22 protein-coding genes are annotated in these 22,446 nt (G+C 30.8%); 9 read left to right on the forward strand and 13 right to left on the reverse strand.

What is annotated here, in order from left to right; genetic code table 11:
• Positions 1 to 1,401: DNA topoisomerase VI subunit B (gene top6B / locus ACKI5C_RS05130; RefSeq protein WP_407432120.1), on the reverse strand; the 1,401-nt coding region annotated here is incomplete at its 3' end.
• Positions 1,402 to 1,711: 310 nt separating this feature from the next.
• Positions 1,712 to 2,332 carry a KH domain-containing protein gene (locus ACKI5C_RS05135; protein ID WP_407432121.1) on the reverse strand — a complete coding sequence of 207 codons (621 nt, stop codon included), beginning with the start codon at positions 2,330 to 2,332 and terminating at the stop codon, positions 1,712 to 1,714.
• Between the two features lie 230 nt (positions 2,333 to 2,562).
• Between ACKI5C_RS05135 and ACKI5C_RS05140 the strand changes: the two genes are divergently transcribed.
• Positions 2,563 to 3,447: a CPBP family intramembrane glutamic endopeptidase gene (locus ACKI5C_RS05140; RefSeq protein ID WP_407432122.1), complete on the forward strand. Its 885-nt coding sequence runs from the start codon at positions 2,563 to 2,565 to the stop codon at positions 3,445 to 3,447.
• A 790-nt stretch (positions 3,448 to 4,237) separates the two neighbouring features.
• On the opposite strand, the gene rhuM is transcribed toward ACKI5C_RS05140, so the two are convergent.
• Positions 4,238 to 5,269: a RhuM family protein gene (gene rhuM / locus ACKI5C_RS05145; RefSeq protein WP_407432123.1), complete on the reverse strand. Its 1,032-nt coding sequence runs from the start codon at positions 5,267 to 5,269 to the stop codon at positions 4,238 to 4,240.
• A gap of 314 nt (positions 5,270 to 5,583) precedes the next feature.
• Here rhuM and ACKI5C_RS05150 point away from each other — a divergent pair, with 314 nt between their 5' ends.
• Complete coding sequence (locus ACKI5C_RS05150; protein WP_407432124.1) at positions 5,584 to 5,781, forward strand: hypothetical protein; 198 nt, start codon at positions 5,584 to 5,586, stop codon at positions 5,779 to 5,781.
• Between the two features lie 156 nt (positions 5,782 to 5,937).
• Here the strand turns inward: ACKI5C_RS05150 and ACKI5C_RS05155 are convergent, their stop codons facing one another.
• Positions 5,938 to 6,711: a serine protein kinase RIO gene (locus tag ACKI5C_RS05155; RefSeq protein ID WP_407432125.1), complete on the reverse strand. Its 774-nt coding sequence runs from the start codon at positions 6,709 to 6,711 to the stop codon at positions 5,938 to 5,940.
• A 31-nt stretch (positions 6,712 to 6,742) separates the two neighbouring features.
• The gene (gene eif1A, locus ACKI5C_RS05160; RefSeq protein WP_296794631.1) at positions 6,743 to 7,048 is read right to left on the reverse strand and encodes a translation initiation factor eIF-1A; all 306 of its coding nucleotides are present in this window, start codon (positions 7,046 to 7,048) and stop codon (positions 6,743 to 6,745) included.
• 106 nt (positions 7,049 to 7,154) lie between these two features.
• Between eif1A and glp the strand changes: the two genes are divergently transcribed.
• Genes glp through ACKI5C_RS05175 form a run of 3 tightly spaced genes read left to right on the forward strand, consistent with a single transcriptional unit; the run spans position 7,155 to position 9,153 of the window.
• Positions 7,155 to 8,378 carry a gephyrin-like molybdotransferase Glp gene (gene glp, locus ACKI5C_RS05165; RefSeq protein WP_407432126.1) on the forward strand — a complete coding sequence of 408 codons (1,224 nt, stop codon included), beginning with the start codon at positions 7,155 to 7,157 and terminating at the stop codon, positions 8,376 to 8,378.
• Positions 8,379 to 8,406: 28 nt separating this feature from the next.
• A complete protein-coding gene (locus ACKI5C_RS05170; protein ID WP_407432127.1) occupies positions 8,407 to 8,871 on the forward strand; it encodes a GyrI-like domain-containing protein in 465 nt (154 codons plus the stop codon).
• A gap of 9 nt (positions 8,872 to 8,880) precedes the next feature.
• Entirely contained in the window at positions 8,881 to 9,153 is a 273-nt protein-coding gene (locus tag ACKI5C_RS05175; RefSeq protein ID WP_407432128.1) for a hypothetical protein, read from the forward strand.
• 7 nt (positions 9,154 to 9,160) lie between these two features.
• Here the strand turns inward: ACKI5C_RS05175 and ACKI5C_RS05180 are convergent, their stop codons facing one another.
• Genes ACKI5C_RS05180 through hypD form a run of 4 tightly spaced genes read right to left on the reverse strand, consistent with a single transcriptional unit; the run spans position 9,161 to position 12,619 of the window.
• Positions 9,161 to 9,538 (reverse strand): SseB family protein, encoded by a 378-nt coding sequence (locus ACKI5C_RS05180; RefSeq protein ID WP_407432129.1) that lies wholly within the window; start codon positions 9,536 to 9,538, stop codon positions 9,161 to 9,163.
• An 8-nt stretch (positions 9,539 to 9,546) separates the two neighbouring features.
• Positions 9,547 to 10,854 carry a TldD/PmbA family protein gene (locus ACKI5C_RS05185; protein WP_407432130.1) on the reverse strand — a complete coding sequence of 436 codons (1,308 nt, stop codon included), beginning with the start codon at positions 10,852 to 10,854 and terminating at the stop codon, positions 9,547 to 9,549.
• Between the two features lie 10 nt (positions 10,855 to 10,864).
• Positions 10,865 to 11,569 (reverse strand): phosphoglycolate phosphatase, encoded by a 705-nt coding sequence (locus ACKI5C_RS05190; protein WP_407432131.1) that lies wholly within the window; start codon positions 11,567 to 11,569, stop codon positions 10,865 to 10,867.
• Positions 11,570 to 11,572: 3 nt separating this feature from the next.
• On the reverse strand, positions 11,573 to 12,619 hold the full coding sequence (hypD, locus tag ACKI5C_RS05195; RefSeq protein ID WP_296794651.1) for a hydrogenase formation protein HypD: 1,047 nt from the start codon (positions 12,617 to 12,619) through the stop codon (positions 11,573 to 11,575).
• A gap of 83 nt (positions 12,620 to 12,702) precedes the next feature.
• Between hypD and ACKI5C_RS05200 the strand changes: the two genes are divergently transcribed.
• From ACKI5C_RS05200 to ACKI5C_RS05210, 3 genes are read left to right on the forward strand one after another with little or no spacing between them, the layout of a single operon-like run.
• A complete protein-coding gene (locus tag ACKI5C_RS05200; protein ID WP_407432132.1) occupies positions 12,703 to 14,379 on the forward strand; it encodes a cytidylyltransferase domain-containing protein in 1,677 nt (558 codons plus the stop codon).
• 8 nt (positions 14,380 to 14,387) lie between these two features.
• Positions 14,388 to 15,407 carry an N-acetylneuraminate synthase family protein gene (locus ACKI5C_RS05205; protein WP_407432133.1) on the forward strand — a complete coding sequence of 340 codons (1,020 nt, stop codon included), beginning with the start codon at positions 14,388 to 14,390 and terminating at the stop codon, positions 15,405 to 15,407.
• Positions 15,408 to 15,450: 43 nt separating this feature from the next.
• Positions 15,451 to 16,152 carry a tetratricopeptide repeat protein gene (locus ACKI5C_RS05210; RefSeq protein WP_407432134.1) on the forward strand — a complete coding sequence of 234 codons (702 nt, stop codon included), beginning with the start codon at positions 15,451 to 15,453 and terminating at the stop codon, positions 16,150 to 16,152.
• Between the two features lie 115 nt (positions 16,153 to 16,267).
• On the opposite strand, the gene ACKI5C_RS05215 is transcribed toward ACKI5C_RS05210, so the two are convergent.
• The 4 genes from ACKI5C_RS05215 to ACKI5C_RS05230 form a co-directional block, all read right to left on the reverse strand.
• The gene (locus ACKI5C_RS05215) at positions 16,268 to 16,984 is read right to left on the reverse strand and encodes a type II CAAX prenyl endopeptidase Rce1 family protein (protein WP_407432135.1); all 717 of its coding nucleotides are present in this window, start codon (positions 16,982 to 16,984) and stop codon (positions 16,268 to 16,270) included.
• 124 nt (positions 16,985 to 17,108) lie between these two features.
• Positions 17,109 to 18,623, reverse strand: coding sequence for an NERD domain-containing protein (locus ACKI5C_RS05220; RefSeq protein ID WP_407432136.1), 1,515 nt, complete (start codon positions 18,621 to 18,623; stop codon positions 17,109 to 17,111).
• Between the two features lie 128 nt (positions 18,624 to 18,751).
• Complete coding sequence (locus ACKI5C_RS05225) at positions 18,752 to 20,311, reverse strand: glycosyltransferase family 39 protein (RefSeq protein WP_407432137.1); 1,560 nt, start codon at positions 20,309 to 20,311, stop codon at positions 18,752 to 18,754.
• A 9-nt stretch (positions 20,312 to 20,320) separates the two neighbouring features.
• Positions 20,321 to 21,163, reverse strand: a complete 843-nt coding sequence (locus ACKI5C_RS05230; protein ID WP_407432138.1) for a UbiA family prenyltransferase — start codon at positions 21,161 to 21,163, stop codon at positions 20,321 to 20,323.
• Positions 21,164 to 21,296: 133 nt separating this feature from the next.
• On the opposite strand from ACKI5C_RS05230, the gene ACKI5C_RS05235 reads away from it, so the two are divergent.
• Positions 21,297 to 22,391, forward strand: a complete 1,095-nt coding sequence (locus ACKI5C_RS05235) for an inositol-3-phosphate synthase (RefSeq protein ID WP_407432139.1) — start codon at positions 21,297 to 21,299, stop codon at positions 22,389 to 22,391.
• Positions 22,392 to 22,446: the final 55 nt, after the last annotated feature.

Below are 22,446 nucleotides of genomic sequence, written 5' to 3' on the forward strand. Positions count from 1 at the left end.
AGCTCTGATGTGCTTTTGTAATTTACGAGCTAGTTTCATTGTTGCCTGTCTGATTTCGTGAACAATTTCAGGTTCAGGTGATACACTTTGTTTTCCTGTTGAAAGGTAAGGGGCCTGTGTGGAGATAATATTTACAAATAAGGTTAATGGGGTATTGTCCATATCTTTTAAGCCATAACGTTTCCAGTCAATACTTTTTAAAGCTTCTGTAATTGCACAGCTTCCTGCATCGAAAGTTAATGGAACTCTGTTTGCAAATCTCATGATTTCAGATTTCCTTTTCTCATTAACCACTCTTCCTGCATCTCCACCGTATGCGAGTCCTGCTTCAATAATGAAGGACACACCACCTTGGTATGTAACTGGTTTTCTTGTGATTGTTGTTACAAAATCAGGTTTAAGGATTTGTTTCATACCCTTTTCAATTTGTTCAGATCCGATTGGTATGAGTCCGTCAGTTGGAGGAGCCATAAATTTCATCTTTTTGAAGCATTGAACAATAGCTTCCGCTTCAGGGAATGTCATGTCTTTAGGACGTTTGTTCATATCAATTCCGGTCATTTGAGCGATTTCGTCCGCCCTTTTATTTGACATTCTTGACATTGATGCAGTTAACATACTTTTATATCTTCTTTTATCAGTATTTTTAGCCATTGTCATTAAATCATCGGCACTTACACCTTTAGGGTGTGGCAATACTTCTTTTGGTTGTACAGGAACAACATCCGCTGCTCTTTTGAAGATATATTTGTGTCCGGTTGGGTCTCTGAATGTAATTTTTGCATGTGGATTTCCAATCATGGTTCTTCTGATATATTCGAAAGCACCTTGCTCTGCCATGGAGTATGATACGTCTTTAAAGTGTAATTCTATACAAACTCCTGTTGCTTCAGCAGGGTAGTCTTCTCTTTCCATTAAAATTCCACGATTGTTTTCAACATCCATTTGGAATTTCATTTTTACTCCTTTAATTTCATCTCCTTCTTTATAACATGAAATTACATGAGCAGGTTTACCCGTAGTCATTTGTGAAAGTAATACACATCCACTACAACCTAAACCTTGTTGTCCTCTGGATTGGATGTTTCTGAATTTGGATCCTGCAAACATCATACAGTATACTTGCATTACATAATCCTCAGGAATTCCAGGCCCATTATCTTTGTGTCTTAAGATGTAGTATTCTTTATCGACACGTTTTAATTCAATATCGATATCAGGCAGTATTCCTGCTTCTTCACATGCATCGAAACTGTTTGTAATCAATTCGTGAAATACAATGGTCAATGAACGAATTTTACCAGTAAAACCGAGCATCTGCTTGTTTTTTCTGAAAAACTGGGATGGTGTTAATCTATCAAAATCTTCTTCCCAGTCAATTCCTATTTCTTGTTGAACCAAAATGTTTCCTCCTATAATTTTTCGAAATTTTTATAATTAAAATTATTAATTTTATAAGTATATAAATAACATCTGAGAGCATTTGACGAGTAATATTTTTACAGTACCATAGCTAGTCCGTTCAAAAATATACAATAAAATAATAATAAAAATTGTAAAGAATATAGTTTCTAAACTATGTTACCTATATATGTTGGTTGAAGTATATAATATTTTGCTATAATGTTTTATAATTTTCTTCATTCAAATCATTATTTTAATGCTAGGGTAATAGTTTAATATAAAAAAAGTAAGTCAGTAACATATTATGTTACTGCAATGTTTCTTCGTCAAATTCAATCCCGTCTTTGAACTCAATTTTGTCATCATGAATACCGACGAGATCTTTAAATTCTCTAAGTTTGAGTGTTTCTTTTTTGTTTTCTAAAAAGGCATAAACGGATTTGTGTCTAGAACCGTTTAAAATCATCTCAATAGCTTCTTTAGCTACCAAAATGTTCTCCATTTCACCTATTAATGAAACCGTTTTACCATAAACAGCCATGTCAACATCAGCTAACTCGGTAATAAGTTCACGGGTTTTACCATTTGCACCTATGATTCTTCCTTTATATCTTGCTAAGGCTTTTTTGGATTTGCCAACATATAATGGTAATTTCATAATTTCAAGATATATGTCATCATGAATTAATTTCATGGCAACCTCTGGGTTAAAACCGCGGGCTATGGCTTTTACAATGTGATTTGCATTCCAAACACCCAAAGGATCTTCCATATCCTCACGAGGAGTGATATAAACAGTTCCATCATCACTATCGATATCAAGTATGGTGCCGGTTAACTTTTCAATGGATTTTTTAACGTCTCCATTTTTACCGATTAAAGCACCAACTCTATTTTGAGGTATTTTTAAATAATCTGTTTCAGGCATTTTTATCACCTTCGTTACTTTATTATTTGTAAGAAATTCTATTTAATACTTCTTTTTGAAGTAATCAATTTATAAATTTTTTCATTTAAAATAAGGAAATATTCTATAATTTAAATTTTGGCCAGTATATTCTTGTAAATATGATGTTTTAATTTCTTAGTTTTGAATAACTCTAAAAAAGATTTTTTTTTAGTAATTTTAATATATTTGGTTTATCTAATATATTATCTATGAATAATGATGAAAATAAATTTCCCGATTATGTTACTTTTCCAAGAACATTTGACAAATATAAATGGTATAAACCATTAATTACTATTGTTCTTGTGACAATTTTATATTTCCTATTTCAAAATATTTTGGTATTGGTTTTTAATACAGTATATGGCGAAAATACTATTAATGCAATATTAAATGGGGGATATGAAACATTAAATAACTCTGATGTTTCAGTTTATTATTCTTATTTGTCTATGATTATTTTTGCTCCTGCAATTTATATTGCTTCTAAAATTGTTCGTGATAGACCGTTTTCTTCTTATTCTTCTTCCCGTGGGGGATGGAATTGGAAAATCTATTTCAAATGCTTGTCCATTCCTTTTGTAATATATTTGGCTTATTTTTCATTATCTCTATTGTCTGGCGATGAATATTTAGGCAACAGTCAAGTTTCTCTAATGGCATTGATTATATCTTTGATTCTTATTCCTGCCCAATGTATTGTTGAAGAACATGTGTTTCGTGGTCTTTTAATGCAGACTTTTGGGGCATGGTTTAAAAATCCGATTTTGGCTATTATTATTCAAGCTGTAATTTTTTATATGGTTCATTCTTACAATGATCTTGGTGTAATTTCTGTGTTTATTTCAGGAATTATTTTCGGATTAATCTCTTGGCGTACTAATGGTTTGGAAGCAGCGGCTTCAATTCATTCAATTAATAATCTGATGGCGTTTTTCATTGTTGCTATTGGTTTTACTTCATCTTCATCAACAATCTCTTATTGGGGTTTTGTTCTAGATATTTCACTTACTTTAGTTTCATCAATTGCAGTATACTATATTGGAGTTAAAAAAGGATGGTTTGATGAAAAAACACCGGATAAATTAATTTAGGGTTTTTGCCAAATTTAAATTTCGGTTTAGCATTTGGCCAGGAAAACTATGAAAGTGGAACTATCTGAACTTAAGCAACATTTGGAAAAATTAGTATAATTTTAAAATTTGGGGTTCACATATTCCCGTAAAAAAGATGTTTTACTTACAGCTCTTCTGGCAACATTTCTGTAGTTAAATTTGGAGTCTATGCTTAATATAAATTTAGATAATTATGGCTAGTTCATAGTAAATATTTGCAATATTATCAATTTATGATTGAGCATAATGCTATTTTTATTGAGCAGTTTTTAATTAAATTTATGATTGATATTTTAACTAGTTTTTGATTTTTTTGTCAGTTACTTTATCATTATTTTAATTATTCATTGAAATTATATAAAAGAAATTTTTTCATTATCTTTTTTTGGTTTTTAATATGTATTGTCAATATTGTCAATTTTTGATTGAGCATAATGGTATTTTTATTGAGCAGTTTTTAATTATATTTTTGATTAATAATTTTGATAATAAATAAATAGAATATAATTTAATTAATCTTAATTTTAAGTATTTATTAAAATTATATAAAAGAAATTTATTAATTATCGATACTATGAATATTATAACTTTTTTTCATATATTATCAATTTTTACAAAATTATTTCAAAATTTAAATTAAGTTATTTGAGTGTTATATGTAACATAACTTCTATATGTGGCTAATCCCAACATAATTATTTAATATATTAAAACCAAATGCCTTAAGAATTTCGAAAGTATCTGGGGAGCGGCATTCTCCAGATAGATATTATTTTTTACCTTCCAGTCGTTTAATGGATTTTATTAGGTTATCAAAATCAGATTCATAATTTCTATCCTGATCTATTCTGAATTCTTTATACTCGTTAATCGCATGAGCTTTAGCTTCAACAGCTGAAACTTTGCCTTTTCCTTCCAGCAGTGGCAATTGGCTTAATTCAAGATATCCGTAAAGCAAGATTTTCCAGTCTTTCATGAATGTTGGTTTTTGGGAATTTGCCCTTGTCTCTGCCAATGTTAAAAAACCGTCAACCAGCGTATTCAGTGAATCCAGTTCCATTTCGTTTAAGTAGTTTTTTGAAATTACCACGTCTGCCTGAAGGATTTTTCCATGAGGAGCATCTTCCCATGTTGTAAGTCCCATGTTAACTTTGGTTTTGTCGCTGCGGGATTTTATGATTTCAGCGGCAGTCTGGCCGGTTATGGCAAAAAGCAGCATGTTCTGCACTGTGGCAAAGAAGTCTTTTGTTTCATCGCTATCCAGATTGTAGTCGGCACTTGTTGCATAAAGGTCAGTGATTTTCTGGTTGAATCTTCTCTCTGAAGCTCTTATTTCACGGATTCTTGAAAGCAAATGGTCGAAGTAATCTTTCCCGAATCTTGTGCCTTTTTTCAATAACTCATCATCAAGTGCAAAACCTTTTACAATATACTCTCTAAGCACTCCTGTTGCCCATCTTCGAAAGTGTGTTGCCTGTTTACTGTTTACGCGATAGCCTACTGAGATTATGGCATCCAGGTTGTATAATATTGGCTGTGTTTTCGCATCAGGGTTTATAATAACGTTTCCACTATTAGTGGAATCGTTCGGATTGAAGGTTACTTCTGATTTTACCAGCTCTCCAGACTCAAAAATATTGGTTAAATGTTTACTTATGGTTTTGATATTTTTACCGAACAATTCTGCCATGGTTTTTTGTGTGGTCCACATTGTGTCATTTTCAGAATCAATAATTACATCTATGGCCACTGCTCCGTCTTCACTGGTATATAATAATGTTTTTACAATCTCATTATTCATATTATAAGCTCCAGGTATCTAAAGTTGATATAATAATAAGTAGGTTTATAAGGTATATAAAAGATTAGAGAGAGCATTTGCAAAGTAAGATTTTAAGCTATTGACAAGTAGTCTTTTGTAGAATTTCATTAGTTTAACTTTATAAATTAAGTTACCATTCCCTATATACTCTAAAACCTGAATTCCTTAAAGAATTTCAGAAGTGTTACGGGATTGGTATTTTCAAGATTATAAAATGCATGATACTTTTTATTTATTCAAGAAGAAATCAATGGTAGCATAATGTAGTGTTAACAGATGTTAGGTTAAAATACTTGGATTTGAAAAGGAAATTAAATTCCCTAAAAGTTCATTCTCCTGATGATGAGATTGTTCTTGATGCTCACGATTTTAATTTAAGAAAAAATTTTCTTTTAGATTTCATAACTTTTGATGGAGATTGTCATAATGGCGTATCTCAAATTCAAGAGTTTCAATTTAACAATATTAAGGGAAAAGAGAATTATTTTTAATTCACTCAACAGTCCATTTTTTTCATGAATATATATAATGGAGGGTATTGGATAATTCAAAGATGCTATCAATGTTTGAAAAGGCAGTTAATGTATAAAATCATATCTTATGAAATGCCAATTTTCAGTCTTAATGCTATTGTTTCCAACACTTAATTAAAATTTGGGGTTTACATATTCCCAAACTTCTTCAAAACTAGTTTTTACGCCTAATTTGGTGTATTCACGAACAAGCGTGTTAATATCTCTTTCAAGTAATTCTTTTGATATTGGATTATCCAGAACTACTGATTGAGAAACATCAATAATTACTGGAGTTTCATTTTTATTTAATATATTGTAATTGGATAAATCTCCATGTGCTAATTTGGCATCATTAACAAATTTTTTCAATTCAACAAGTAACTTATTGAAAAATTCGTTGGGGTTTTCCGGAGGCCGATTTTTAACAGGCTGTGCCGGATTTCCGTTTTCATCACCAATAAATTCAATTAATAATACATTATTTGCACTGGTAATCGGTTTTGGAACAGTTACTCCAGCATCATATAACCGGGTTAAGTTTTTAAATTCTTTTGTCACCCAGGAATAAATGATTTTGCGTTTATTTTTAGTTTTAACGTTAAATCTGGGATCCCCTTTTAGATAATAATCCATTTTTTTAAAATCAGATGTAGCTATTCTATAAATTTTAACAGCTACAAATTTTTCATCATCGGTAATTCCTGTAAGTACATTGGCCTCTTTACCGGTACTTATAGCACCGTTTAAAATGTCAATATAACCTTGGTTGGCTAATTTGTAAAGCGTTTCTAAAGTAATCTTATCAAAAATTTCATTTCCTGTTTTTCTATCAGAACTGTCTTTCTTTCTTTTTTCGGAATGAATTTTTTCATGCTTGGCATCGGCTTTTGCTACTTTGGAATCCATTAAAATCAGTAAAAAAAGGTAAATGGTGTGGTTACATTTTTAAGTAACCTTTTCTTTCAAGCCAGTTGGACTCGGTTTTGGTGTATCTCCAGATTACATCTCCTTTTTCATCGGATTGGAAATCCCATGGTTTTACAAGGATGACGTCACCTTCACGAATCCAAATACGTTTTTTCATTTTTCCAGGAATTCTGGTCATTCTAATGTGTCCGTCTGCACATCTAACTTTTAATTTACCATGTCCCATGATTTGTTCGACTACTCCAGGAATTTCTCCCTTTTTAGGAGTTCTAACTCTCCTATACTCTTGTTGATTGTTGTTATTAGCTTTAGACAAATACTCTCCTCCAAACTTAAAATATAATTCACAATTATATAAATTATTTATATATTTATTAATATACTATATATTAATTTATTGGATTTTATTAAAAGGTGTTTTAATGGGTACCGAATTTTTAAAAATAAAAGAGTGCGATGAAGCACAAGATATTATTCAGGATTTATTTGATAAGTACTGTACAGCTCAAAGTGAAGAAATTGATTGTGAAGATGCTTACGGAAGAGTATTATTCAATGATGTTTATAGTAGAATGGATTTTCCTCCATTTGATAAAGCTCTAAAAGACGGTTTTGCAATTTTATCAGAAGACAGTTACGGAGCAAGTGAAGAATCACCGAATACATTGGATGTTATTGATTTTTTAGAAGCAGGATCCATTACTGATAAAAAAGTTGAAAAAGGTAAATGTATTGAAATCAGTACAGGTGCAGCTATTCCGGAAGGTGCAAACGCTGTTGTGATGGTAGAATACTGCGAAAAATTTGACGATAAGGTTAATTTGTTTACTACTGCAACTCCATCACAGGATATTGCTAAAAAAGGCTCAGACATTGAAGAAGGTAAATTGATTCTTAAAAAAGGAGATATTTTAACTCCCGGAAAAATTGGGGTTTTACTGTCTCAGGGTTTTAAAACTATTGAAGTGTATAAAAAACCTACTGTTGGTATAATATCTTCAGGTAATGAGATTACAATGCAGGGCCAAGATTTACCATTCGGTAAGATCTATGATGTAAATGGAAACATGATTAAAAACGATGCGGTTTCCTGTGGTGCCGATGCAAAATTTTTAGGTGTTGTTCGAGATAATTATGACCAGGTAAAAGAAAAAATTCAGGAATCACTTGAAGACGTTGATATTTTATTATGCTCCGGCGGAACTTCAGCAGGTCTTGGGGATGTAATAAAACATGTTTTGGATGAATTGGGTGAAGTTTACATTCACGGAATATCTGTTCAGCCGGGAAAACCAACAATTGTTGGTCTTATCAATGAAAAATTAGTCATTGGTCTTCCGGGTAATCCTGTATCCGCATTAATGATATTTAATGCATTTGTAGCTTCCCCATTATCTGATGTTGCAGGAATAAAAAAAGAATTTGAGCAAAAAGTAATTAATGGGGTTATGACAAGAAGAATCCACTCTCCGGTTGGACGTATGCAGTATCAGCTTGTAAAAGTGGATGGAAGTGATGTACAACCTATATTTAAAGATTCAGGTGCAATTTTTTCCTTATCTAGTGCTGATGGTTATGTAAAAGTAGAAAAATCAGTTGAATTATTGGATGAGGGTGAGGAAGTAGAAGTTTATTTATTTAATTAAATCAAAATTACTATTATAAGGTGAAAGAATGGAACATGAAATAAAAATTATTCCAGATCAAAAATTAGCTGTTATCAATTATAAAGGCCCAATTACTGATTTAGGACTCTTGATTTCCAAATTAGCAGATTGGATTGATGCGGAAGAAATAAATGCTTTGGGTGAACCTTTTGTAGTTTATTATTCACCAAGACATGAAGTAAATGATGGCGATGCTGTTTATGATGTGGGGATTGTCATCGACGATGAAGATGCTGTTGATGAGGATATGATTCGTGTAGTTGATATGGTTGAACATAAAATGTTGTGTGGAATCCATGAGGGTCCTACAGACAATATTATGGATAGCTATGCAGAATTAGTTGATATTTCTCAAGCAAATAATTATGACATTATTGGCTCACCAAAAGAAGTTTTCATTAAAGGTTTCCATAATTGCGATAATGAAGACGAATTTATTACTGAAATTCAATTACCTATTATTGAAATGTAGGTGATATATATGGCTAAAAAAGAAAAAAAGGAAGAAAAAGAAAAAGAATTTGATGTTGAAAAAGAAATGGAAAGATTATCTAAATCAACCCGTATTAAAATCATGAAATCCGAAAATTCTTTTGAAAGCAGATTGAATCAGTTGGATAAAGATATTGAAGATGCAATATCTTCAAAAGAAAAATTATTTGATGAAACTAAAGAATTAACATCAAAACATGTCATGACCAATTATACGGATAATGCATTGGAAAGATACAAGAATCAATTACGAAAAATTTAATTTTTTCTTATTCAAATATTTTTAGGAAAGAATCCATCGGCAATGTTACGCCATAATTGCTGAATGGATTAATAACCACACCAAATATATTTTCAGGGTTATCCCCAATCATTTCTGCCAGATCTTTAGTATAAATATTGATTGCAGATGTATGGCCATATACTTCTGAATCATCACTGAACAATGGAATATATGTTCGCCCATCATCATCTGCGATTTTTACAGGATTGAAACGAAAATCTTCAATATTATTTGAATCATGACTTGTTATTTCAATGGGCATTATTAATTTGGCATTTTTTATTTCTTCAATTAATGCATCATTATCTTCTTCAGTTGCATCATCAGGATTAATATTTAAAAGTTCTTTTAATTTGTTGTTCATTCAAATCACTATAATCCGATAACTTTCAGGTCATGAACAAGTATTTTTGGAATAATGTATGATCCTTTTTGTTTAATTTCAGATTTAAGGCCGTCGCATGTTTTCATCAGTTCGAAAATATTTCCGGAAATCATTGATTTTTTAACGCCGTCAGTGATTTCTCCGTTTTCAATTGTAAATGCATTATTTGCTTCAACAGAAAAGTCTCCTGAAATCGGATTTGCTGTATGTGCTCCTAAAACATTTGTAATCAGTATTCCCGTGTCAATTTCATCTATTCCAATTTTATTTTCAAATTTAAATTCAATATTGGATGGGGATGTGGTCGGTGTTGACAGATAAGATGCCCTATAACCGTTGGAAGTGCTTTTGCATCCTGCTTTATTTGCTGTGTAGATGTCATATAAAAATGATTTTAAAACTCCATTTTCAACCAAAGTAGTCTTTTTAGATGCTGTTCCTTCACCATCCGCTTTTACACTTCCCATACCTCCTTCAAGCAATGGATTATCAATAATTGAAAGATTGGTATTGGTAATTTCATTGTTAATTTGGTCATGGAGAATTGATCTTCCTCTTAAAACATTTTCACCAATGAATCCATCAATAAATGTGGAAAGCAATCCTGATGCAGCATAATAATCAAGAACAACATCACATTCTTTAGTTTCAATGGCTTTTGGATTTAAAGAGTCTTTGGCTATTTTACATACATCGTCAGTTAATTTCTCATATTCCAGGTCGAGTTGTCTTGAAGATTTGTAATCATATGATGTTGTGATTTGCCCATCTTTTTCAAGAGTAACGGATAATCCTCCGCTAAATCCAGTATTTTTATCATAAATAGATACGCCATTTGAATTTAGTATTAATTCTTCAGATTTCACTGCTGAAAAACCTGTGGAAGTTATGCTGCACTCATTTTCTTTTGTGCGTGCAATGATATTTTCCAAAAATTCACAGCATTCATCTAAACTTAAATCATCATATTTTTTATCATATGTTCCTTTGATATCGTGGACTTTTTCAACCTTTGAAAATTCATAATTTTTATCAACATTATTTAATTTTGCATTTTCCAAGGCCTTTTGTGCCATTTGCGGGATTTTGTCAAGGTCTGTTGTGTATGCAAATCCCATTTTATTGTCTTTAATTACACGAATTCCAACACCTTTGTCAATCTCTTCCTTTGCAAAATTTAAAACGTCTAGTTTTGATTCAACTTCAATACAATTGATGTTATTTATATAAATTTCCCACTGGTCGGTTAATTTTTCAACTTCTCTGACACATTCGTCTGCTATTTCATATATCATACTATGTTCCTCATAATGCAAATTTCTCAATAGCTTCAGCTACACCATCACCAAAGTTATTTTCGCAAACATATGTACTAATAGCTTTTAAAGAGTCATCAGCATTTCCTACAGCTATTTTTACTCCGGCTTCTTTTAGGAAGTCTTCATCATTTTCACTATCTCCAATAGCCATCACGTTTTCCATATTGATGCCGTTTTGTTCACATAATCTTCTAAGTGATGTTCCTTTATTAACACGTTCATCTGTTACATGGAGGGCAAAACCGCTGTCATAGATTTCCAATTCATCAACATGTTCATAATCTTTAAGTGCATCTTCAATAATTTCTCTTTCAATTGTTTTATAAAATACTATTTCTGTTGCACGGTAATCATTGTCATGTGAAGCGTGTTTTGAATAGTTATCGCCTAATTTTTCTTTAAGGTGCATTTCTGCTTTTTCAATATATTCTCTGTTTACTAAAATTTCAACAGCATTGTTGTTATATCCTTCTTTAAAAATCATCCCACCATTTTCTGCTACAAGTCCTCCACTACATCCGATTAGAACTTCGGTAGCATATGCGTAATTAACCACATTTCCAGTAACGATTATTGTTGGAATTCCCTTTTCTTCAGCTGCTCTTAAGGATTCAATGGCTGAAATACATATTTTTCTTTTTTCATCAGTTATTGTCCCGTCGATGTCAACAGCTATTGCTTCTATTTTCATATTTTATCTCCTTGAATATCTATGTGCAATATTGCATGTTCCTTCTTTACTTACCATACAGGCTCCGATAGGGTGGAGCGGATTACATTCTTTTCTAAATAATGTACAGTCCTCAGGTCTTTTGAGACCTCTTAAAATAGGCCCACAAATACATCCTTTTGGGGCTTCTTTAACATCTTTAACTTCAATGTCGTATTTTTCACGGGCATTAAATTCTGAAAATTCGTCTTTTATTTCTAAAACGGAATTAGGTATTTTAGGAAATCCTCTCCATTCTCTGCTTGCAACATCAAAGACTTCATCAATCATTTTTGTTGCAATTTCATTTCCTTCTTCCCTTACAGCTCTTGCATATTCATTATCTATTTTTGGTGTATCATTATGAATTTGTCTTAAAATCATATAAACAGACATTAATATGTCTAAAGGATTAAATCCAGCAACAGCCTGAGGGATACCGAAATCAGTAGAGAAGTATTCAAATGGTTTGGTACCGATTATTGTACAAACGTGTCCTGGTTGAATTAAAGCATTCAAACTTGTTTGTCCTGAGTTAATTAAAAAGTCTATTGCCGGAGGTATTAATCTGTGGCAGGACAGTACTGAAAAGTTTTCGGGAGGTGTGGATAATATTTCTGCTGCGGTTGTAGGTGCTGTTGTTTCAAACCCTGCCGCCATAAATACAACATCATTATCTTCTTTTTCAGCTATTTCAATAGCTTTATTAATTCCATAAACTATTCTTACGTCTCCACCTTCAGCTTTAGCATCTGCAAGTGATCCTTGTGAACCTGGAACTCTCAGCATGTCTCCAAATGTAGTTATTGTAACTCCTTTTTCAACCAGTTCTAAACATTCATCTATTTCACGTGATGGAACAACACACACTGGGCATCCTGGACCTGCAACAATTTCCACTTCGTCAGGTAGGAGGCTTCTGATACCATTTTCCATTATTGTATGTTCGTGTGAACCACATACGTGCATTATTTTAACAGGCGTTGCTAATTTGTTAATTCTATCTAATAGCTCTTTTGACATATTTTTCATGATTACACCAAAGAATTTAAATTATAATATATTAATATTAATTATAGATATTAATTAAATTTTTTTATTATTTAGTGATAATCATGTTCAACAACAATAAAATTTTAGTAGTAATCCCTGCTCGTGGGGGTTCAAAAAGAATTCATCGCAAGAATATTCGTTTACTTGCAGACAAACCATTAATTTCTTATGCAATTGACATCGCTAAATCTTCTAAATATGTTGATGATGTTGTAGTGTCTACTGAAGATTCAGAAACAGCTTCAATATCTGAAAAATTTGGGGCAAGTGTTGTAAGACGTTCTCCGGATTTGGCAGGAGACCAAATCCCAGTTGATCCTGTTGTTTATGACGCGACAGTACAAAAGGAAAAAATTGCATTTGATGAGTATGATATTGTAATTACCTTACAAACTACATCTCCTCTTTTAAAAACAGAAACACTTGATAAAGCCATTGAAAAATTTGAAAATTTTGATGTTGATACTGTTATTTCTGTTATGGGAAATAAACATTTAAGCTGGGGATTTAATGAAAAAGATAATCGTTATTTTCCATTATATTCTGAAAGGTTATCTCAGCAATATCTTCCTATGGAATATGTTGAAACTGGAGGTATATTCGCAACCAGAAGATCTTTTATAACTCCAAATTCCCGTTTGGGAAATAATGTTGATTTGATTGAAATTTCTCAAGAAGAGAGTATAAATATTATTTCTTATGAGGACTGGTGGGTTGCTGAACGTTATATAAATAGAAAAAAAATAGCAATGATTGTCAATGCTAATGATGATACTGGTTTCGGTCCAATTCAGAGATGCGTTTCTTTAGCATCCAGATTACTAAGTGATAATGTTTTATTTTTCATTGATGAAAATTATCCATTGGGTGTTGATTTTGTTAAAAGTTTTAACTTTCCATTTAAATTATATGATGGAAATGATGATTTATTCAAAAAATTAAATGAATTCAACCCTAAGATTGTTGTTAATGACATATTCGATACTACTAAAGAATATGTTTCTCATCTAAAAGAAATGGGATTCTTTGTTATTAACTTTGAAGATCTTGGAGAAGGTTCAGAAGATGCTGATGTAGTTTTTGATTCATTATATGAACATGATGGTGGTTTTGGAAATATTTTTAGTGGATATAAATATTATTTATTGAGAGATGAATTTTATTTCCAGCCAAAAAAAGTTGTAGGTCCTGATGTTAATGATGTATTGATTGCAATTGGAAGGAATGATTCAAATAATCTAACTGAAAAAGTATTGGAATCTGTTTTGGCTAGTGGTTATGCGGGTAGGATTGATGTCATTTTACCATTCAATTATCAATACGGAGAAGAACTGGCCCAAAAATATGAATCGAATAATAATGTTCAAATTTATAGAAATAGTGTGGAAAATATCAGTGCATTCATGCTAAGAGCGGATATTATTTTTTCATCAGCAAGTAGAAAAATGTATGAAATCTGTTCTGTTGGAACTCCATGTATTTGTATTTGTCAAAATGGACGTGAACAAACCCATGATTTTGCATCTTCTGAAAATGGATTTATTAATATGGGTCTTGTTGATACGATATCAAATGATGATATCACCAATCAATTTAAAATTGTTTGGCAGGATTTCGAATTGAGGCAGAATATGAGCAATTTGATGAAGAATGTTGATTTAAAGCATGGTTTTGAAAATATCTGGTCTGTTGTTGAACAGAGATATTGGGCACGCGATTTTGAGCAAAAAAAACATTAGGTGTTAATATGAATATCTTTTATAAAAAGCCTTATTTGATAGCGGATATTGGGGTAAATTATTATGATATTGCTCTAAAAGAAGAAATATCAACTATGGAAGCTGCAAAATTAATGATTTTGGAAGCTAAAAAGGCAGGTATTGATGCCGTAAAATTTGAGTCTTATAAAACTGAAAATATTATATCCCGTAATTTTCCAGAACAGTTTGATTTATTCAAAAAATATGATGAATTTGGTCGTGATGAATTTTTTGAGTTGTCTGAATACTGCAATGAATTGAAAATAAAATTCTTATCAACACCTCTTGATTATGAATCTGCGGATTATTTAGATGAATTCATGGATATTTATCCAATCGCCTCATCTGATTTAACAAATATTCCTTTTATACAATATATTGCAAAGAAAAATAAGCCAATGTTATTATTGACTGGTGCGGCCACATTAAATGAAGTTAAAATAGCTGTTAGAGCTATTGAAGATGTATCTACTGTTGATATTGCAATATTGCATTCTGTATTGGCTTATCCGACTGATTATAGAGATGCTAATTTGGCAATGATTAAAGATTTGGCCCAAAACTTTCCAAATTATGAAATTGGCTATTCAGATCATACTAAACCTGATTCTAACATGTTTGTCCTAACAACTGCATATAATTTTGGTGCAGATATTATAGAAAAGCATTTTACTTTAGATAAATCCCTTCCAGGTAATGACCATTCACATTCAATGGATCCTGAAGATGTAATGATATTTAAAACAAACATCGGATTTTTATCTCAGATTAAAGGAATGAAAAACAAACAGCCGTTAATATGTGAATCTTCAGCAAAACGTGATGCAAGAAAATCCATCGTCCTTACGAAAAATATTAAAAAAGGGGATGTAATCACCTCAGATATAATAACATTTAAAAGACCTGGCATCGGAATATCTCCTGCTAGAATTGATGATGTTGTTGGTAAAACCGCTTTGGTTGACATAGCTGAAGATACAATAATTGATTTTGATATGTTATCATAACATTTATTAATGTCTGTGTTTACATTATTAATTGGTGTTATCCATGAAATTTTGTTATGAATGTGGATGTAAATTAGAGGGTACTGAGGATGTCTGCCCCGAATGCGGGGAAGAATTTGAATTTTATGAACGTCCTGAAGATTTGATTGGAGATGTTTTAAATCAATTTTTAGACGATGTTGACCAATTGAAAAATAATGCTATAGAATATATGAAAGAAATGGATATCGATGATGTAGTTGATGATTTCACTAGAAATTCTAAAAAAGCATTAAACCAGGATGCAATTTATGTTGCCAGAGCTCGCGTGAAATTGGAAAACTCCGGTGACAGTCAAAGAGTTATATATCTTTGTAATAAAGCATTGCTTGTTGATGATAAAAATTGGGAAGCTTATTATTTAAAAGGAAGAGCTTTAATTAATTTGGGAAGATATGATGAAGCTATCGATGAATTAATTAACAGTTTAGCTTTAAATGAAGATAATATTAAAGCTAGAGAATATATTGCAAAAGCATCTCGCCTAAATGGTGATTTGGATTATTCTCTAAAAATCTATGATTCAATTTTGGATATTGATGATAAATATTATGAAGCTATCTTGGGTAAAGCTTTAATTTATTTCAAGTTAAAAGATTATGCTGAAGCAGATAAATTCTTTAAAGAAGCAAATGATATTTCTCCCGTTTCTGGATATGCAAAACATAAATGGGATTTCTGCACAGAAAAAATCAGTGAAGAATGAATATTAATTTTACATTAATATTACTTTTTTTTAATTTTTAGTAATTTTTCATATTTTAAACTAGTTTTTTTTTTGAAGATTAACTATTACATATCTTGATATTATGGTGAAATAATCATGAACCCAATATTTGCAGTATATCTGGAATTGTATCTATTATTAAATGAATAAGATAGGATACCACAACATTTTTTGTTTGTAAATAAGCATATAATTCAAATATTGATCCGAAACCTTGAATGAATAATATTTGCAGTATTCTTCCGCTGTAACTATTGTAATGAAGCAAACCGAAAATGACTAAGCTTACAAAAATGCCTAAAATTAAAGATAATTTGCGATTATTTGTATATTTAAATACGCAAAACATGATGAGCAATAAAATAAATATCTTAAAGAACTCTTCACCCCAAAGTTGTATGGCTTGAGATATATAACCTATTAATGTCACAGGTACTGAACTGTCAACATATTCTGCTGTTACAATGCCCAACATGGTAAATAAGAATATTATGACCATTGTATATAAATAATCTCCAATGACACAACCTAAAATAAGTTTTATGTCCTTTAATCTTGGCATTTTAAAGAATATACTATAATTTCCTTTACAAAGATATAATGCCGGAACTACCCCCAATAAAAAAAGTATTATTGGTAAATTATCTCCGTTGCTAAATGGCATGAAATTTGTTGTGATATAAAGCACCATTAAAATAACTGCAGCAAGCATAATCAACCAATCTATTTTGGACAACTTTGGAACACCATTATAGAAAGGTAAATCAACTCCATCTTCTAAAAATTCAAATTTTTCTTTTAAATTAACCATTTTATCTTCATTTAAGTAATCTATTATTAAAAAAATAAGCTTATTGCTTAATTAGTAATATAATTATAAAAGTATTTAAAATTATTTGAATATCTGACAAAAAATAGAACAAAAATAAAAAAAATTAAAATTCTGAAGAACAATCTGCAGAATATTTGCTGAGCAATACTGCACATTTGTCTATGGTTTCAGAATTTAATTTAATAGTAGTGTTTTGAATAGTATTTAATAATTCATCAATAAATAAGTCTTCATCAGTTAAAGGCATATTTATAACAACTACTTCATTATTAATAAAACCTACTAAAGGTTCTACAAAACAATTTCTAATATTATTATCATTAAGGAAATTAATCAAATCTTCACCTAATGTTAATGCTTTTTGTTTTATTGCATTATCCTGTGAAAATTTAGCTTGTTTTGTTGTGTATCTAAAACGTTTTTTATTTCCTACTTGTGCAATCTCGAATTTTTCTTCATCTTGATTAGCAGATTTAATTAATTCAATATTCTCATTTTCAGAATTCAATCTGTTTTTCGGATTGTACTTTTGGGAAAGAAGTGCATAGATTCCTGTAGGTCCAACAACTACATGGTTAATTCCAACAGGGGAAGTTGGAGTTTTAACATTATAGAACACATAATACTCTTCAGGTAAAGTTAACAAATGTTCTCTAATAATTCTTGTTCTAATGGTAGTTTCCTGAGTATCTTTAGTTCTATAAAATCCATAAGCTATAATGACGATTGATATTAATAAGGCTGCAAGCCCTGCTCCACTATTAACTAATAAAACTACAATAATACTTGCTATAAATATAATAACTCCTGCTATGATGATATACTGATCGGTCGTTAAATTCTTCATATCGAAATCAGGACCATCATCAACCAATCTGTCTGCTGATACAATTCCGTCCCCAGGTTCGGCAATTGTTAATTTGCTTTTCAAGTTTCCAAATCTGCCTGATGTTTCTTCAGGGATATCTTGATAATATACTTTCATTCCTTTAAAGAATTCATCTTTAAGGAAACTTTTTAATATATTATAATCATTACTTTTTGGAACTGCAAATTCTTTACTGAATTTAGATAAAACCGGTTCTGGAATTGTTGTCCTAGCAGTTTTTGGAGTATTTTCAATTTCTAATCTTTCTTGTTCAAGTTCTTCTTCTGCAACTTTTTGCATACCGTCTTCTGAAAAGAAAGTTTCAAGTTTATCAGTAATGGATTTTATGGAGCGGTCGTTTTCAGCTGTCTGTTCTTCTTCAGGGGCGTTTGTCTGATTATTTCTGATTTCGGCAAGTTCTTTTTTTCTTTCATCAATATATTGATCTAACTCTTTATTCATTTCAGAATCGAGATATCTTAAAGAACCTCCGCAGCTGTCACACTCATAGTCCAGTATATTATCATTTGATTTGATTTTATATTTTAATCCACAGTCTTCGCATTGAACAATTTGTGAATTATCATATTTTATAGAACTTAATATGCCGGAACCTTGAGATGGGGCATCAGAATAATCTTCTAAAAGTTCCAAATCTCCTGCACATGAAGAACACTCAAATGATGTAATATCGTCATTATCATCGAGTTGGTATTTAGCACCACAGTTCTTACAACATACAACTTTCATAATATCCTCTTAAATTTACCTTTATGTTATTAGTTATGATTAGTTTTTATTATTAAATATATTCATTTATTAATCAATTTTAAAAATTTTTTTCATGAAAAAATAGTAAAAATATGTAAAATTATCATTCACGTATTTTTCTTATATAAATATAGATTATCAATTTGTTTTATCTCTGTATAGTTGGTCAGATTCTTCTGCTCAATATCCGAGATATAATATGTGACGTTACTATCAATAATTTTTTGAGTATTGGAGCTTTCTATTCCTGGTGAATTCATACCTAAATACCAGTAATATGGACGTATATTATAGTTACCGATTTTGATTTCGCTCCAGTTATCTACATTTTCTTTAATATAGTCAGTCATCTTTTCAGGTGCATTAAATTCATTTGTATCTTCAAAGGTGTATGCAAATGCAAATCCTTGAATCAAAAAGAGTGCAATTAAAATTATTGGCAATATGCTTTTTCTGTCGATTTTTGTATTTATTTCATCAACTGCAACCATTATAAAATAGACTAATGCCGGAAAAATTGGAATAATGTATCTGTTAACTTTTATGATGTAATATGACTGGAATATGAAGTAGGATAAAATCCATGCCAGCATAAATATTCCCATTTTATATTTACTCTGTCTTCCAATTAAATATAGGCCAATTATTGTTAAAAGTATGGTTATTGTTGAACTGAACAAATCAAATGTAGCTAATGCAATTATACATAGTATCATCCCAACGATTTTACTCATGGTTAAATCAAATTTATTTCTTTTGACCCATAATGCAGCACCAACTATTAAAATTAAAAACACAAATCCTGAAAGTAAAGTCGGCTGGTTTAATGATGGAGTTCTAACGACAAATGTCGTATTGGATGATGAAATAAAATTTCCCATATTTGTCAGGTAATATCCAAGATCAGGATTATACGCATTGTCATGGGTTGATCCAAGATTTCCTTCAACTCCGCTTGTAAGCAATCCGTCAAAAACTAATTTACCATCACCCATTGACATGATGGTTGACATAATTATTGCAGAAAGTACGGCGGCTAAAGCAATGCCGATTAATATGTATTTCAAATCTTTTATTTTTATTTTAAATGAATTTTGATAAATGTAGTATAAGAATAATGGGGGCAATATTAAACCGACAGTGTATCTTGTGAAAAATCCAATAACAAATAATGGAAAGACTGCCACGTAATATTTTGGATTTTTATCAATAGCCAATAAAGTAAAATACACCAGCCAGATTGTAAAAGTTACTGCAGGAATATCTAAACTGCCGTTTGCAAGCCAAGTTAAGTTAAGTGCAAGAGTTGCATAAACAATTGTACCTGTTAAGCTAAGTAAATTATTAAATCTTAATCTTAAAAGCAGATAAAGTCCTATATTTCCAATTATAGCTAAAATTCCAGTTGTTATAAAAATTGCAGTTTTATCAACATAACCCAAATCAAATATGAGTGATGTTAAAAAACAGATTATTGGTGAGAGATAAATTGATTTTTCTGAATAGATATCGGTTCCTGCATAATATAGTGCGTTTAACAGGTAAACATAAACATCTGAGCAATATATTCCTAAATTGTCATTAAAATTAATGTAATATGCTACTAGAGCAGCACTTATTAATGTAATTAATATTAATTCCTTTTTGTCTTTTACATTTATATCCATTTAACTCACTTAAAATGACCCGATTGCAAAAGAAACAAATGCGATTAACATCCCAATTTTTAAATATTTTGATACTTTAGCTGCAGTTTTTACATTTTGGTCTTTGATTATTAAAATTCCTGAATAAATAAATATTATTGCTGCAATGGCTATTACCCCTAAATAAAAGAGATTAAATATATGTTGGATGTATAATAACGGACATAATGCACAATCCACTATAATTAATATAAAAGTAATAATTGCTGAAATTTTTGTACCGTAAAGAATAGGAAATGTTTTTGCGCCTTCTAGTTTATCTCCTTCAATATCTTCAATATCTTTTGTTATTTCACGCGCAGTTGTCATTACAAAGGCAAAAAATCCTAAAAACATTGATGTATAAATCATTTTTGGAGTTCCGACAGTAAATCCACCGAATACAAAACACAAACCTGTCATGAATCCGACAGTTAAATTTCCAAGTAATGGGGTTGATTTTAATTTATATGCATATACATAAAGAATCAAATCGGATATTAACACGATGATGAATGGCATCCAGTTACCGGTTAAACAGCTAATTAAAAAACCGCATATGGTTCCACATAAAAATAATCCATAAGCATAGTTTCGGGCTGTTTTAAGTTCAATTCGTCCTGACGGTATTGGCCTTTCAGGTTTGTTGATTAAATCGATTTTATAATCAAAATAATCATTAATCACATTTCCTGCACTAATTTCAAATAATACTGCTAAAATTGCAAGTATTATCGGTATTGAAACTGTATGTGCTATAATTGCTACAAGTACAATAACTATCATGGCCATTACTACATTGCCTGGCCTGAGTATTTCTATATATGGATTCATTGTATTTCGCCTTTATGTTAATTTGTTTATTAATTATCTTTTAAACAATAATTATATAAACTATGTAAAGTAATACATATATTAGTATATTATTTATTAAATTTATATTATTACTTTTTAGCTGGTGTTAAATTTGGAGAAAATTAAAATAGCAATAGTGGGAATAGGTAACTGTGCAAGTTCACTTATTCAAGGAATTCATTATTATGATGGAAAAAATCCTGAAGATGCAATTGGATTAATGCATTGGGATATTGGCGGCTATGAACCAAGCGATATTGAAGTTGTAGCTGCTTTTGATGTTGATAAAAGAAAAGTTGGTAAAACTATTGATGAAGCAATATTTGCTAAACCGAACTGTACTACTGTTTTCCAGGAAGATATTCCGAAATATGATGCAAAAGTAAGTATGGGTCATGTTTTGGATGGTGTTGCAGATCACATGTCTAACTATGATGAAGAATTTACATTTGTTGTCAGTGATGAAGAGCCTGTTGATGTTGTAGAGGTTTTAAAAGAAAGTGGTGCTGAAATACTTGTAAATTATTTGCCTGTAGGATCTGAAGAAGCTGCAAGATTTTATGCACAGTGTGCACTTGATGCAGGTGTTGCTTATGTAAATTGTATGCCTGTATTCATTGTAAGTGATGATGAATGGGATGCTAAATTCAGAGAAAAAGGAATTCCTATTGTTGGAGATGATATTAAAGCTCAAATTGGTGCTACCATTACTCATAGAACACTAGCTAGTTTATTTATGGATAGGGGTGTTAAATTAGATAAGACCTATCAAATTAATACTGGTGGTAATACTGATTTTCTCAATATGCTTAACAGAGACAGATTAGATTCTAAAAAAGAATCAAAAACCGAAGCTGTTCAATCTGTTCTTAAAGAAAGAATGGATGATAGGGATATCCATATTGGACCTAGTGATTATGTCCCATGGCAAAATGATAATAAATTATGTTTCCTCAGAATGGAAGGACGTACTTTTGGTGATGTTCCAATGAACATTGAACTCAGATTAAGTGTTGAAGATTCACCAAACTCTGCCGGTTGTGTAATTGATGCGGTCAGATGTTGTAAAATCGGTTTGGAAAGAGGTGTTGGTGGACAGTTAACTTCTATTTCTTCATACACTATGAAACATCCTCCAATCCAATATACTGATGATGAAGCATATGATAATGTTGAAAAATTTATTTCCGGCGATTTGGAAAGATAATTTTTCATTTTCTTATTTTTTTTAATAATTTTACAAATTTATTAATATATGAAAT

Origin of the sequence: Methanobrevibacter sp. (assembly GCF_045646045.1) — an archaeon.
Lineage (GTDB): Archaea > Methanobacteriota > Methanobacteria > Methanobacteriales > Methanobacteriaceae > Methanocatella.

Excerpts from the sequence above, each read along its gene's own strand:
- ACKI5C_RS05170 (WP_407432127.1), top strand. The coding sequence starts at position 8,407 with ATGGAACATGAAATAAAAATTATTCCAGATCAAAAATTAGCTGTTATC.
- ACKI5C_RS05140 (WP_407432122.1), top strand. The coding sequence starts at position 2,563 with ATGAATAATGATGAAAATAAATTTCCCGATTATGTTACTTTTCCAAGA.
- ACKI5C_RS05215 (WP_407432135.1), bottom strand. The coding sequence starts at position 16,984 with ATGGTTAATTTAAAAGAAAAATTTGAATTTTTAGAAGATGGAGTTGAT.
- rhuM (WP_407432123.1), bottom strand. The coding sequence starts at position 5,269 with ATGAATAATGAGATTGTAAAAACATTATTATATACCAGTGAAGACGGA.
- ACKI5C_RS05135 (WP_407432121.1), bottom strand. The coding sequence starts at position 2,332 with ATGCCTGAAACAGATTATTTAAAAATACCTCAAAATAGAGTTGGTGCT.
- ACKI5C_RS05225 (WP_407432137.1), bottom strand. The coding sequence starts at position 20,311 with ATGGATATAAATGTAAAAGACAAAAAGGAATTAATATTAATTACATTA.
- ACKI5C_RS05155 (WP_407432125.1), bottom strand. The coding sequence starts at position 6,711 with ATGGATTCCAAAGTAGCAAAAGCCGATGCCAAGCATGAAAAAATTCAT.
- ACKI5C_RS05220 (WP_407432136.1), bottom strand. The coding sequence starts at position 18,623 with ATGAAAGTTGTATGTTGTAAGAACTGTGGTGCTAAATACCAACTCGAT.
- ACKI5C_RS05200 (WP_407432132.1), top strand. The coding sequence starts at position 12,703 with ATGTTCAACAACAATAAAATTTTAGTAGTAATCCCTGCTCGTGGGGGT.
- ACKI5C_RS05190 (WP_407432131.1), bottom strand. The coding sequence starts at position 11,569 with ATGAAAATAGAAGCAATAGCTGTTGACATCGACGGGACAATAACTGAT.
- ACKI5C_RS05175 (WP_407432128.1), top strand. The coding sequence starts at position 8,881 with ATGGCTAAAAAAGAAAAAAAGGAAGAAAAAGAAAAAGAATTTGATGTT.
- ACKI5C_RS05180 (WP_407432129.1), bottom strand. The coding sequence starts at position 9,538 with ATGAACAACAAATTAAAAGAACTTTTAAATATTAATCCTGATGATGCA.
- ACKI5C_RS05205 (WP_407432133.1), top strand. The coding sequence starts at position 14,388 with ATGAATATCTTTTATAAAAAGCCTTATTTGATAGCGGATATTGGGGTA.
- glp (WP_407432126.1), top strand. The coding sequence starts at position 7,155 with ATGGGTACCGAATTTTTAAAAATAAAAGAGTGCGATGAAGCACAAGAT.
- ACKI5C_RS05185 (WP_407432130.1), bottom strand. The coding sequence starts at position 10,854 with ATGATATATGAAATAGCAGACGAATGTGTCAGAGAAGTTGAAAAATTA.
- ACKI5C_RS05210 (WP_407432134.1), top strand. The coding sequence starts at position 15,451 with ATGAAATTTTGTTATGAATGTGGATGTAAATTAGAGGGTACTGAGGAT.
- ACKI5C_RS05230 (WP_407432138.1), bottom strand. The coding sequence starts at position 21,163 with ATGAATCCATATATAGAAATACTCAGGCCAGGCAATGTAGTAATGGCC.
- hypD (WP_296794651.1), bottom strand. The coding sequence starts at position 12,619 with ATGAAAAATATGTCAAAAGAGCTATTAGATAGAATTAACAAATTAGCA.